This is a genomic window from Chitinophaga polysaccharea, assembly GCF_902150045.1.
Taxonomy (GTDB): domain Bacteria; phylum Bacteroidota; class Bacteroidia; order Chitinophagales; family Chitinophagaceae; genus Chitinophaga; species Chitinophaga polysaccharea_A.
The window spans coordinates 150,422-162,721 of sequence record NZ_CABFVU010000005.1 but is presented as its reverse complement, the minus strand read 5'-3'; the positions used below and the strand labels follow the sequence as shown (position 1 = coordinate 162,721).

Genomic DNA, 12,300 nt, shown 5'->3' with positions numbered 1-12,300 from the left:
CAGTGGTTATTGGAAGATAAGCCTTATAAAGCGCGGACGGTACAGTTGTGGCTGTATGGCGAGCTCATTGAAAAAATCGAATGTGTTCACATTATAGCTGATGAGCAATTCTCCGGGCCTTGATAAATTCGGATGTGCCTTGGCGTTATATACAAAAAAATGTTTGTTTTCCTTTACCTCGGGGCATTCCCATATGTTGATGACCGGTCCGAAAGGACCTGCAGGGCTGAGCCCCAGCCGCAGGCCTACTACAGGGCTCATACCGTCTACCTGGCAAATGAGGGCATAACGGCCATCTTTCAGCGGGGTTACGCTCAGCTCATTGGAGGCATGCGCTGTAATGGCAGCCGCCTGTTGAATATCCGTGACCCATTGCTGCCCGTTCCAGTAGCGCCATCTTTCAAAATGTTCTATATCCGCCGCTAATACGCGGGCTACCAGCACTTCCTTCTGTTGCCCTTTGATGCCATATACATACACGTAGCCGTCCGGCGCAGGCGCGCCGGACTCCCGGGTATTCACAAAAATACCGGCGCCAAAAGAGCTGTTTTCATTGTTGGCGCCCGGCAGGAACAAGGGCGTATCCAGCTGGCGATGCCTGGTAAAAGGCGGCTTGCTGCCGGCGGGCAATACAATAAAGGCGTTGCCTGTTTCCGCGAAGCCAAAATCTCTATTGCTGATGTTGCGGATACGGTAGGCGGTGATATAAATATCGTTCCCTTTGGCTGGATTCACAAAGCCGTCGCCCAGCCAGTAATAATCGTCTTTTATAGCAGCGGGGGTATGCGGTTCAAACAGGGCAGCGGGACCGGCATTCCACCAGAAACTGATATTCTTTTTCAGCGGCTCATTTCCTTTCAGCACCGCGGCAGAGTTATGGATCATCGCTATATCCGGCTGCAGCTTGCCATCGCGGATGGTACCCGTCATGCTGTCGCTGAACAATAACAGGGTACTGTCGGCCGCACCGGCGGTGTCTACTCCGTTCAGGGGAATGCTGAAGATACCGTCGCCGCCAAACCAGCCGGATTCGCGGATGAAAAGCGCGTTCCAGTCGTTCGCAGGCGCTACAGTGTACGAGAGATGGATGGTGTCTGTGCTGCGGGGCGACAGGCTATCCGGGCGGATCTCCGCGCAGCAGTTGCTGATCAGTATGGTTAGCAGCGTTATCATCTCCCGTAAAATAATATTTATTCCGGGAGATAAGAAACGGAGGCGGTTATTCCGGTGATCAGAACATGGTGCCAAACACGCGGTCCCACAGGGTGGAGCTTACACCAAAACCCAGTTCCTCATTTTTATAGTGATGCAGGTGATGATTGCGCCATAAGGGTTTCAGCCATTTAAACGGCGGCGCCCATGCGTGGATAGCGTAGTGCATACTTCCATAGGCCAGGTAACCGGAAATGAAGCCCGGGAAAAACACCCAGGCCGCATGTTGCATCAGTAAATAAAAGACAGCAAAAAGAAAAGAAGAGACGATCAAGCTGGGCACCGGCGGCATAAACAACCGCTGGCGGTCGCGCGGGTATTCGTGGTGATTACCATGCATAGTATAAGTGATCTTCTTTGCCAGCGGATGCCCGCTTACCCAGTGGAAAATGAACCGGTGAGCGAGGTATTCAAAAAGCGTCCACCCGAATACTGCTGCTATGTAGATCAGGCCAATCTTTAACCAGGAATAGTGCAAGGCCGTGCGGGTGTGATAGAGCATATAGCCTATCACCGGCAGGTATATCCCAAAAATGACGAGGGGATTCGTTTTGGTGAGCAGCTCCAGGTACCTGTTGCTGAAAATTTGCGCCTGTCCTTTGTTATGCACTTTTTCGAATTTCATATGCGGCTGTTTTTGTGCGAAGCATTCGTCGTAAAAATGCAACAGCCATGAACAATGGCCATTCAATTTTTCATGAACTGTGGGATTGGCCCGTTGAGCTGTTGAAAAAAGGAGCTTACCCGGAGCTGTGATCGTTCCGTTTGAATTTCATAACTTTACCCGGTATGAAAGCAAAAGAAAGCGCAGCGTCCTTTTTCGCGTTGCATGGACAGGAGTATCCAAGCGGGCAATTCAGTGTGAACCGGCTGGAGGAATTTGGCTGCAATACCACTAACCTGCCGTCTAACAGGAGGGATTTTTACAAGATCTCGCTCATTACACAGGGTGGCGGTATTTTATCTTACTCAGATAAGAGCATCCGGATAGAAGGCGCCTGCTTATCTTTCATGAACCCGATGATCCCTTATTCCTGGGAACCGCTTACCGGTCAGCAAGCGGGGTATTTTTGCCTGTTCCGGGAAGACTTTATAGACGCACATTTAAAGAACGGGAGCCTGGCGCAATCGCCCCTGTTTAAAACCGGTGGCAATCATATCTTCTTTCCTGGTAAAGGGCAGCTGGACTTCCTCCGGCAGATATTTGAAAACATGCTGCGGGAAATGAATTCCGGCTATATTAATAAGCAGGAGCTGCTGAAAAGCTATGTGCAGATCATTATGCATGAAGCGCTCAAAATGCAGCCGCCCGACACTTATTACCAGGCCGACAATGCTTCGCAACGGATCAGTAAATTATTTGCAGAGCTGCTGGAACGGCAGTTCCCGCTCGATCCGCCTCATCAGGTCATCCGGCTGAAGAACGCCAATGAATTTGCTGAGCATTTGGCTGTTCATACCAATCACCTGAACCGCGCATTAAAGGAAACCACCGGGAAAACCACCACTGAATGGATTTCGGAGAAAATAACCGCGGAGGCTAAGGCCTTGCTCCTGCACAGCAACTGTGATATCGCGGAAATTGGCTATTGCCTGGGCTTTGAGCATGCTTCCAATTTCAACATCTTCTTTAAAAAACAAACAGGGCAAACACCCAATCAATTCCGGAAGGCGGTTGTTTCTATTTCATAACTACCTGTTTGATCCTCATAATTCCAGGGATACCCTGCCCGCTATCTTTGTGTCATAAATAAAAACATATGGCACAGGAAACATTAAAAGACAAAGTAGCCCTGATCACAGGAGGCACTACCGGTATAGGTTTGGCAACAGCGGAATTATTTCTGCGCAATGGCGCAAAAGTAGTAATTGCCGGCCGCCGGGAAACAGAGGGGCAAAAGGCATTGCAACATTTACAACAGATCAGTTCAGATGTACATTTTATAGCTGCCGACGTATCGGAAGGCGCTGCGGTGAAGGGCCTGGTAGCTGCTACCGTGGACCGTTTCGGGCAGCTGGACATTTCCTTTAACAATGCCGGCATTGAAGGGCATTTTGCATTGATAGAAGAAACACCGGAAGAAGAATTTGACAAAGTGATCGGCATCAACCTCAAGGGCGTGTGGTTATCGTGTAAATACGAGATTGAGCAGTTTAAGGAACAGGGCACCGGCGGGGCTATTGTAAATACTTCCTCCTGGCTGGCCCGCGGCGCTGCCGCCGGTTCCGGCGTATATTCCGCCAGTAAGGCGGGCACCGATGGTTTGATCAGGGCACTGGCGCTTGAAACGGCAGCAGCAGGGATCAGGGTGAACAACATCCAGCCCGGGTATATTCATACGCCTATGTTCGACCGTTTTTTCCCGGCGGAGAATGCAGAAGCCCTACAGGAACCATTTAAGAAACATGCGCCTGTTGGCCGTTTTGCGAAACCGGAGGAAGTAGCTGAGCTGGTATTGTGGCTGAGCAGCCCGGCGGCATCATTTGTTACAGGAGAAAGTATCCTGGTAGACGGGGGCCTGGCCATTGGAGGCCAGCGGTTATAAAAATGATGTTTAGCAGGGATGTATCAGTTACATCTCTGCCAAACATTATTTATACCAGCATTGACGGCGCTATGCCAAATGCTTTTTTAAAGGCAAAAGAAAAATGCGAGAGGTCTTCGAAGCCCACTTCCAGGTATACATCGGAGGTTTTTCTTCCTTTTTCCTTGATAAGATAATAGGCTTCCTGCAGCCTTTTCTGTTGCAGCCAGCGGCTGGGAGAAGTATGAAAGATCTTTTCGAAATCGCGTTTGAAAGTAGCCAGGCTTCTGCCGGTTAAATAAGCGAAGCGTTTCATCTCCACATTGAAGTGATAATTTTGCTGCATGAATGCTTCCAGGTCAATTTTACCAGGAGCAGTAAAATCGAACAATACATCTTTTAGCGCGGGATTTACTTTCAGGAGAAGGAAGATGGCCTCCTTCCTTTTCAATGTGATCAGGTTTTCGTTGCCAGGCCCGTTCAGCTTTTCGTAGGGTTGCAGCGAGGTGATATAACTTTGCAGCAGCGGGTCGGGTTTCAATGCTATTACTGCCGATGTATCCACCGGCTTATCTACCGTGTAGCCAAACTCCATGGCAAAGTTGCGCAATGTTGTTTCATCAAGATAAACTGCAACGGTTTTAAACTCCCCGTTGTCCGGCGGCTGCTTAAAAAATTTGAGCAGCTTGTTGCGCCGGCAAAAGCGGAATTCTCCTTCGTTAAAGATCTGTGTTTGCTGCCCGTCGTAAAAAGTGACAGAACCTGAGATCTGGTAACTAAAAACATGTTCTTCTACAAACTGTTCCCCTTCCCTGCTCCTGGCAGCATAACAGGAATAAACGATATCCTTTGACATATGCTCTGGCATAATTGTTTTGCATCAGATGGTATCATCAGTGAAAGATACCGCAGGGGCTCCTTTCACTGATTTCTTTAATCCTTCACCGCGAACTTTTCGCCTGCGCCTGCGAAGAAATCTCCAGCATCATCGTGATCGGTGGACCTGCTAACGGGTAACCACTTTTCAAATTCTTCCTGTCGCGCTGCATCCGCCTGTTGCAGGATCTTTACCGCTTCGCTGCCCAGGACCAGGTGTACAGGAGGCGCCGGATGATTCGCCAAATCTACCATAACTTTCGCTGCTTTTTCAGGATCGCCTACCGGTACAAAGCCGTTTTGAAGAAAATCCACTCTCCAGCCAACCGTAGATTCGTAACCTTCAATTGCAGGTGCGTAGCTCATAGATGCACCGGCCCAGTCGGTCCGGAAGCCACCTGGCTCTATTGAAGTAACAAAGATACCAAGTGGGGCCACTTCTTTCGCCAGTACTTCCGTAAATCCACTGACCCCAAATTTGGCCGCCTGGTACATAGAAAGGCCGGGGTTGCCTACACGGCCTCCTACAGAGCTGATCTGGAGGATACGACCGGCGCGTTGTTTACGCATATACGGCAGTACCGCCCTGGTAACCGCGATGGGCGCATAGAGGTTTGTTTCCAGCTGGCTGCGTACCTGCTCTTCGGTGAAAGCTTCCGCTGCGCCGGTGATGCCGAATCCGGCGTTGTTCACCAGTACATCAATTCTTCCAAATTGCGCAATGGCTGTATCCACTGCCTGTTGGATCTGCGGGGTGTTTGTTACGTCAAGTTGTATGGGGAGGATCTGGCCGGGGTATTGTGCAACGAGGCCGTTTAAATGCTCAGGGGTACGTGCGGTGGCAGCTACTTTATCGCCGCTTGCCAATACTGCCTGTGTGAGATTGAGGCCAAGGCCTCTGGAGCTTCCTGTAATAAACCAAACTTTTGTCATGATTATTGTTTTTGTTAAGACAAAGGTCGGCCGGATATGGTTGATGTATTTTGTTGCACAGCTCAAAGTTGGTTTGTCTGGTGGCTCATGGCTTAATTCTTTCCAGGGTGGGCCGTGGAGATGGCCTGATAGCTTCCTTACTTTCCCCACCCTGAGCGAATGGGGAAAGGGGAAGCGCACACCACCTTTTAAAATCGGGTTGTTTTTAATGGATGAATGATGAATCTTACGCCATGCGAATGCCTCTTTCAATAGGTGATATTGAATCAATGACCTGTCTTTTTTAAACTGAAATGATTACAGCGACTACGGGATTTTCGCTTTTACTCTCGATGTTATTCTGATAGTGTTCGGGATCAAAGTTAGGAGAATTGATTATTCATTTAAGTGATAAATGTCAATAAATAAAATTGACATTTATCACTTAAATGAATTGATAAATTTAGTATAGCGCCCTTATTCTTGAGAAGGTTTCGCGTGTAACTCCCAGGTAAGAAGCGATGTATTTCAGGGGCACTCTATCAATCAGACCCGGGCTGTTTTGCATAAGGAATTCCACTCTTTCTACAGCAGTTTGTTTTCTTATAGCCAGCAAGCGTTCTTCGCTTTTGCAATAGTAATATTCAGTGAGTTTTCTTCCGATGATATTGAATTCGAGAGAAGTTGCATACAGGTCCATCAGATCATCATAACTTATGTATATCAGTTCACAATCTTCCATTGCCACAATGGTTTCATAGCTTTTCATCCTTCTGAAAAAAGATAAAACTGATATAAAGAAATCATTTTCCATCATAAACCAGCTGGTGATTTCTTCTGTATCTTTCTCATAATATGCTCTTAGTAAGCCTTTGGATACAAAGAAGAGATGATCGCAAATCTTGCCTTGTGTTAATACGGTTTGTCTTCTTTTAATACTAACAAACTGGAGCCGGGCAGCGATTTGTGATTTGAGGTCCTCAGAAATGGGGCCTAACTGAGATAGTAAGGTGAATAAGGCGTCCATAGTGGGTGGTTATTTTTGAGAAGTGGAAAATAAGTCCTTTAAATATAGTGAAAATTAGAGAAATACATATATGTGACATATATCAATTTTATGAATAGGAGAAATCATTTAAATTGATGAAACCAAAATCGTAATCCTAATGAAACCTTTTTATTATTGTTTAGCTCTTCTTCTGGTTGTTCATGGCTGTAATAAAAGTGACTCTTATCTATCAACTAAAGTTACTATTTCTGAAGCAAAACAAATCTATAATAATGTAAATACAACGTTTAACCTTGAAAATTCTCTTGGTTTGAACGATAGTTTACCCCAGAATATAGAATGGGAAACTAGCTATGAAAGAAAGATCAGTGGAGAACCTTGTTTGATCGTAAATATCAATCCATCAATTAAAAAACAGATCAATAAGGGAAATAATAAATATTCCTCTAATATTGAAAGATATCTTTTGTTCCGGAAAGATAAGACTGGACGTATAAATTTTGAGCTTGTAACTTTTTTCGCTAACAATGATGAAAATAATGGCCTCTCCATTTTGATTTTCGACAACTCAGGCAAAATGATACGCAGCTTTGTTTCTGATGGAATCAAGTTACATAATACCAATTTAGAAATTGTCCATTCAAACAACCAGCTGGCAAGAATACTGGGAGGTGCTTTGTGTATTGAAACCGATTGGTACACGTGCCTTTCATTTAGGGGGATCAGTTATGGCTGTACTTATAATTACAGTACGCGTCAATGTGTGGATATGCCGGACAATGGTGGAAATTCTCCAATAGGCAATCCCTCGGATCCTTCAGGTGGCAGCAATTTTGATTATAATTCTATACCTGCTATCAGATTTACACGGTGGACAGTGGCTCCTCCTCCAGATAAGCTGATTGCCGATCTTCAGAAGTACTTCGGGTGTTTCAATATAAATAGTACGTCTACTTATAACATTACACTGTATGTAAAACAACCCATTCCCAATTCCCGTATTGTTGTTTCTGATGGTTATGGGAATAAACTACCAAGCTCACTAGATCTCAACTCCTTAACCGTAGGACATACATTTTTAGGATTCTCCCAATCTGGTGGATCCTCAACACCGGTTAACAGGTATGTTGGCTTTTATCCATCAACAATGGTTTCACCTTTTCTACCTGAAACTTCAGGCGTAATAGCTGACAATTCCAACACCTCCTATGACGTCTCTGTTACATTCACGGTGTCGGGAGCACAATTTAAAACTGCCATGGATCAATTTTCAGCAGCCACAAAAGGTAATTATAATCTAAACTGGAATAATTGTACAGACGTCTGTATTTCTGCTTTGAACATTGTAGGACTAAATGTGCCCAAGACAATTGGGAGCTGGCCATTGGGACAAGGAGCCAATCCAGCTGATCTAGGAGAAGATCTAAGGCGTTTCAATTCTCCTTCTATTAAGCAAAAGAATCTTACTGGTGGCACATCGCCCTCTAACACTATTCAATGTAAATAATTATTACCATGAATACCATGATCTTATTTCTTCTATTTTCATTTTATTTTAATACACATGAAGAACAATGTGTCAACTGGAACAACGCCCATAACTTTTACTTTTACAATCTTCCTCGGGGTAGTACCACAGAAAGAATTAAATGGGAGGATATTGCAAAATTAAAGCCTATTAAAATTAACAAAGCTATGGGTATTCTGAGCAATTCAGAATGCAAAGAGCAAAGGGCCACAATCTGGAAAGATGAATATCTATTAGTTGTTGAATTCAACGACGGGAAAAAAAGAAAGTTTAAAGTTAGTGGCTACGGAGGTTTTTTATATGATCCGGGACGAAAATTTTACTTTGTCCTGGAAAAAGATAAAAATGATTGGCAGTCTATTATTCAATCGATAAAAGCCCAAAACAATGAAGACTGATACAACTCCGCCGGCAAACTCTTCACCGCGTTCGCCTGTGCCAAAACATTCGTCAGACTCTGAGTATTACACAACAATAAAGCCTCTCTTGTAATTTGCTAGAAACGGCGGAGTCACCTCCGCCGCTTCTAACTAAACTAATCAATCAACAATTTCACTCCGCTTTCAGCGATTTCACCGGGTTCATCCTCGCAGCCTTCAAGGCCAGGAAACCCACTGTGAGCAACGCAATCAGCACTGCGGCCAGACCAGCCATACCGAAAGTCCACCAGTGTATATCTACCCGGTAAGCAAAGCCGTTCAGCCAGCGATGCATGCCCCACCAGCCAAGCGGCGTAGCTATCAGGATAGCTATCAACACCAGCTTGATGAAGTCGCCGGATAATAAACCAACAATACTGGCAACGGAAGCGCCAAGCACTTTCCGGATACCGATCTCTTTTAAACGTTTTTCTGTGGAGAAGGTAGCCAGGCCGAATAAGCCAAGGCAGGCAATAAATATTGTAAGCGTACCAAATGCGGCAAAAATTTCTCCGAAGCGTACGTCTTTCTGGTATTGTTCGTTAAACGCCTGGTCAAGGAAGCTGTATTTAAATGGCCGTTGCGGTTCCAGTGCGTTCCAGGTATGTTCCAGCTCCGAAATTGTTTTGCTTAGCTGTGTTGTTTTGATCCGCAGTGACAGTCTGCTCAGCATCTCAGATGGCGCCATCCGCAGCGCCAGCGGCTCTACTTTTTTATGGAGCGACTGGTAGTTAAAATCTTTTACCACGCCAATCACAGTGCCCTTACGACCCCATTGCTCAAAATTTTTCCCGATGATCTCCTTCGGATCAGCATAGCCCCACTGTTTTGCAGCTGCTTCATTAATCACCAGCGACTGCTCCAGGTCTGCCGGAAAATCGCGGGAATACGCCCTGCCGGCAGCCATCTTCATTTCATATGCAGGTAAAAAATCAACATCTATTTCATACAACCCCGGAGAAAAAACCTGCATCCCCCCGCTACGCAATGCGATAGAGGTACCTGCATTTGGGAAGAACTCGCCGGGAACTGCGCGGGAAGCCGCAATAGCCAATACCGCAGGATTGCTGGCCAGCGTAGCTTTTACCGCTTCTATATTCTTGTTTACCTGGCCATCGCCCCCATAATCAATTACCAGCATCTGGTCCTGCCGGAAGCCCAGGTTGCGGGTCCTCAGATGATCTAATTGGGAGAACACGATAGCCGTACACGCAATCAGCGCAATAGATAAGCTGAACTGGAATACTACCAGGCCCTTTCTTAACTGTATGCCTTTATCCGATGAATGAAACTTACCTTTTAGTACCAGTGCGGGTTTGAAGCGAGATAACACCAGCGCAGGATAAATACCGGCAGGAATGCCTACTAAAAACGGGGTCGCTATTAACACCGTTATCATCTTCCACGACAGAAGATCAACATATGGTAATGGCTTCCCGGACATATTGCGCACCATCGGCAATAAAACAAATACCAATGCAAATGCCAGTATGGTAGCCAGTATGGAAATAACAACAGCTTCCACGAGATATTGAAGTATCAGGCTTCGCTGATGGGCGCCCACTGCCTTGCGAACACCTATCTCCTTTGCCCTCTCCATGGAACGGGCGGTAGCAAGATTTATAAAATTGATACCTGCAATGAACAGGATAAAGGCAGCTACCAGTGAAAAAATATACACGTTGGCCAGGCTGCCGGTAGCACCGGGTTGCCGCTTTGCCTCTGAATGCAGGTATGCATTTTTTAACGGCTCAAATGCAATGGTATAATTGGGCTCATCTGGTTTATGTCTTTCCAGGAACTCCGGTATCTTCGCCTGCAGCGTGTTGATATCGGCATTTTTATTTAGCAGGAAGTAAGTATAAAAGTCAACATATCCCCATATATTAAAGATTTCCGGCCGCACGCGGTAAAAGGTGCTCATCGATATCAATCCTGTAAAAGTAAAATGTGAGTTAGATGGTACATCTTCCATTACACCGGTAACGGTAAGCACATTATTATCATCCGTTTTAAACGCCTGCCCTACCGGGTTGCTGTTCCCGAAATATTTCCTGGCCAGGCTTTCCGTAAGCACAATACTGTAAGGCGCTGTCAATGCTGTTTTTGGGTTACCGTACAGCATCTTCCAGCTGAAAAGGTCAAACATAGTGGAGTCGGCAAAAACAAGGCTGTTTTCCTGGAAACGTTTATCCTTATATTGCAGCAAAAGGATAACAGGACTGGTAAACCTGGTGGTTTCCCTGATTTCCGGGAAATCTGCCTTCAATGCCGGCGCTACAGGAGCATTCCCCCATACCTGGTATTCGCCCGGAGCCGGAGCAGGCAACGGCTTGTCAGACGCTTCCCTGTAGGCATGCAATACCCGGTAAATTTCGTTGTAGTTTTGATGGTATTTGTCGTACGACAACTCATCTTTTACATATAGCACAATCAGGATACAACAGGCAATGCCAACGGTTAAGCCTACAATATTGATCAAAGAGTACATTTTGCTCCTTGCAAGGCTGCGCCGGGCGATTTTAAAGTAGTTGCCGATCATAGTTTGAGATAATATATCATTAGAGATATATGACCGCCGGCCAAAACCAATGCCATATAACAGGACCAATACCATAGTGGGTTCCATATGAAGGAGCTGGTCTTTCCTGTTCAAATATGAACACTTTTCTGTACAAAAACGGACATTGCCAGGGTGTTAATTTTCCACGAACATAAGGCCATTTAAGTTGTTCATTCAGTTATTGGCAGTAATTTCGTACTAACTTGTTTGCACCAAAATTTACGCATATGAAAACAATGCTTATCCTGACGGATTTTTCAGAAAATGCCTTCCGGGCAACAGAATATGCAGCTCAACTGGTGAATCCTTTGCAGATCAGCCGGATCGTATTGTATCATGCTTACCAAAGCTCTGTTATAGGTACCGATTTACCCGTAGCCAATACGGCTAACGACCAGCAGGTATATCTTGAAAGTATGGAAAGCCTGGGCCTGCAACAGGACCGCTTATCCGCACTCACAAAAAATGTAAGAATAGACCTGATGGCGGAAGACGTTTCCCTTCCCGTGCACATCGCGGGCTTATGTAAAAGTGAAGAAATAGACATAATAGTAATGGGCGTTTCGGGGCGCTCAGGACTGGAGAAATTATTACTTGGCAGCACCACTTCCATGATGATCCAGGAAAGTACGGTACCGGTGCTTATTGTTCCTAACAACACGGTAATAGGAAAGCCTGTCAGCTCCATGGTTTTTACTACCGACCTGAAAGATCATGCTTCCATACCGGCGCATCAGCTGTATGAATTCCTGGATGCTTTCCCGGATGTAAAAGTACAAGTGGTGAATGTGGATAAAACTGCCGGTGAAAGTTATACGGTGGAAACAAAAGAATCCATTGCCAGCCTGCATAAAATTTTTGATAAGTATACCGCTGTTTTTGATTATATCAATGAAGATAATACAGTAGAGGGTATCCTGTCGTATGCCAATCATCATCACGCTTCCATCATTATTGTGGTTCCCAAAAAGCTGGGATTCCTGGCATCTTTCTTCCATAACAGTATTTCAAAAAAACTGGCATATGATTCCAATATCCCGTTGCTGTCGTTGCCTGCAGTAAAGGCATAAAAAAGCTCCGGTTGTGGCCGGAGCTGTTAGTTGTTTCTGTTTTCCTACGCTGGCATTACCCAGATCAGGTGCTTGGGTATGATCTCAGATCTGTTTTACCAGACCACCCCATTCTGAAACATCTGATAATAATTATCGAAAAATCATGCCAGCGAAAAAAGGCGGTTTTTCAGCAATTTCCCGGCA

The 12,300-nt window shown here is 45.6% G+C and carries 11 protein-coding genes and 1 riboswitch; of the genes, 5 read left to right on the top strand and 6 right to left on the bottom strand.

Annotation, left to right across the window (positions count from 1 at the left end; translation table 11 throughout):
* Positions 1-6 precede the first annotated feature (6 nt).
* Together FN124_RS28735 and FN124_RS28730 are read right to left on the bottom strand one after the other, a co-directional pair.
* On the bottom strand, positions 7-1,173 hold the full coding sequence (locus FN124_RS28735) for a DUF5005 domain-containing protein (protein WP_142688242.1): 1,167 nt from the start codon (positions 1,171-1,173) through the stop codon (positions 7-9).
* A 58-nt stretch (positions 1,174-1,231) separates the two neighbouring features.
* Complete coding sequence (locus FN124_RS28730) at positions 1,232-1,837, bottom strand: sterol desaturase family protein (RefSeq protein WP_142688241.1); 606 nt, start codon at positions 1,835-1,837, stop codon at positions 1,232-1,234.
* A 164-nt stretch (positions 1,838-2,001) separates the two neighbouring features.
* Here FN124_RS28730 and FN124_RS28725 point away from each other — a divergent pair, with 164 nt between their 5' ends.
* Together FN124_RS28725 and FN124_RS28720 are read left to right on the top strand one after the other, a co-directional pair.
* Entirely contained in the window at positions 2,002-2,904 is a 903-nt protein-coding gene (locus tag FN124_RS28725) for a helix-turn-helix domain-containing protein (RefSeq protein ID WP_142688240.1), read from the top strand.
* A gap of 68 nt (positions 2,905-2,972) precedes the next feature.
* Positions 2,973-3,758 (top strand): SDR family NAD(P)-dependent oxidoreductase, encoded by a 786-nt coding sequence (locus tag FN124_RS28720; RefSeq protein ID WP_142688239.1) that lies wholly within the window; start codon positions 2,973-2,975, stop codon positions 3,756-3,758.
* 49 nt (positions 3,759-3,807) lie between these two features.
* Here FN124_RS28720 and FN124_RS28715 read toward each other — a convergent pair whose 3' ends face one another.
* From FN124_RS28715 to FN124_RS28700, 3 genes are all read right to left on the bottom strand, one after another.
* Complete coding sequence (locus FN124_RS28715) at positions 3,808-4,593, bottom strand: helix-turn-helix domain-containing protein (RefSeq protein WP_260607609.1); 786 nt, start codon at positions 4,591-4,593, stop codon at positions 3,808-3,810.
* Positions 4,594-4,670: 77 nt separating this feature from the next.
* A complete protein-coding gene (locus FN124_RS28710; protein ID WP_142688237.1) occupies positions 4,671-5,546 on the bottom strand; it encodes an oxidoreductase in 876 nt (291 codons plus the stop codon).
* Positions 5,547-5,988: 442 nt separating this feature from the next.
* Positions 5,989-6,552, bottom strand: a complete 564-nt coding sequence (locus tag FN124_RS28700) for a Crp/Fnr family transcriptional regulator (protein WP_142688235.1) — start codon at positions 6,550-6,552, stop codon at positions 5,989-5,991.
* A 139-nt stretch (positions 6,553-6,691) separates the two neighbouring features.
* Between FN124_RS28700 and FN124_RS28695 the strand changes: the two genes are divergently transcribed.
* The gene (locus tag FN124_RS28695; RefSeq protein ID WP_142688234.1) at positions 6,692-8,041 is read left to right on the top strand and encodes a hypothetical protein; all 1,350 of its coding nucleotides are present in this window, start codon (positions 6,692-6,694) and stop codon (positions 8,039-8,041) included.
* Positions 8,042-8,049: 8 nt separating this feature from the next.
* Entirely contained in the window at positions 8,050-8,460 is a 411-nt protein-coding gene (locus tag FN124_RS28690) for a hypothetical protein (RefSeq protein WP_142688233.1), read from the top strand.
* A gap of 154 nt (positions 8,461-8,614) precedes the next feature.
* On the opposite strand, the gene FN124_RS28685 is transcribed toward FN124_RS28690, so the two are convergent.
* On the bottom strand, positions 8,615-11,137 hold the full coding sequence (locus tag FN124_RS28685; protein ID WP_260607608.1) for an ABC transporter permease: 2,523 nt from the start codon (positions 11,135-11,137) through the stop codon (positions 8,615-8,617).
* A 134-nt stretch (positions 11,138-11,271) separates the two neighbouring features.
* Between FN124_RS28685 and FN124_RS28680 the strand changes: the two genes are divergently transcribed.
* Positions 11,272-12,114, top strand: a complete 843-nt coding sequence (locus tag FN124_RS28680; protein ID WP_142688232.1) for a universal stress protein — start codon at positions 11,272-11,274, stop codon at positions 12,112-12,114.
* Between the two features lie 24 nt (positions 12,115-12,138).
* A riboswitch (TPP riboswitch) is annotated at positions 12,139-12,235 on the bottom strand.
* Positions 12,236-12,300 lie beyond the last annotated feature (65 nt).

Excerpts from the sequence above, each read along its gene's own strand:
- FN124_RS28735 (WP_142688242.1), bottom strand. The coding sequence starts at position 1,173 with ATGATAACGCTGCTAACCATACTGATCAGCAACTGCTGCGCGGAGATC.
- FN124_RS28730 (WP_142688241.1), bottom strand. The coding sequence starts at position 1,837 with ATGAAATTCGAAAAAGTGCATAACAAAGGACAGGCGCAAATTTTCAGC.
- FN124_RS28725 (WP_142688240.1), top strand. The coding sequence starts at position 2,002 with ATGAAAGCAAAAGAAAGCGCAGCGTCCTTTTTCGCGTTGCATGGACAG.
- FN124_RS28720 (WP_142688239.1), top strand. The coding sequence starts at position 2,973 with ATGGCACAGGAAACATTAAAAGACAAAGTAGCCCTGATCACAGGAGGC.
- FN124_RS28715 (WP_260607609.1), bottom strand. The coding sequence starts at position 4,593 with ATGTCAAAGGATATCGTTTATTCCTGTTATGCTGCCAGGAGCAGGGAA.
- FN124_RS28710 (WP_142688237.1), bottom strand. The coding sequence starts at position 5,546 with ATGACAAAAGTTTGGTTTATTACAGGAAGCTCCAGAGGCCTTGGCCTC.
- FN124_RS28700 (WP_142688235.1), bottom strand. The coding sequence starts at position 6,552 with ATGGACGCCTTATTCACCTTACTATCTCAGTTAGGCCCCATTTCTGAG.
- FN124_RS28695 (WP_142688234.1), top strand. The coding sequence starts at position 6,692 with ATGAAACCTTTTTATTATTGTTTAGCTCTTCTTCTGGTTGTTCATGGC.
- FN124_RS28690 (WP_142688233.1), top strand. The coding sequence starts at position 8,050 with ATGAATACCATGATCTTATTTCTTCTATTTTCATTTTATTTTAATACA.
- FN124_RS28680 (WP_142688232.1), top strand. The coding sequence starts at position 11,272 with ATGAAAACAATGCTTATCCTGACGGATTTTTCAGAAAATGCCTTCCGG.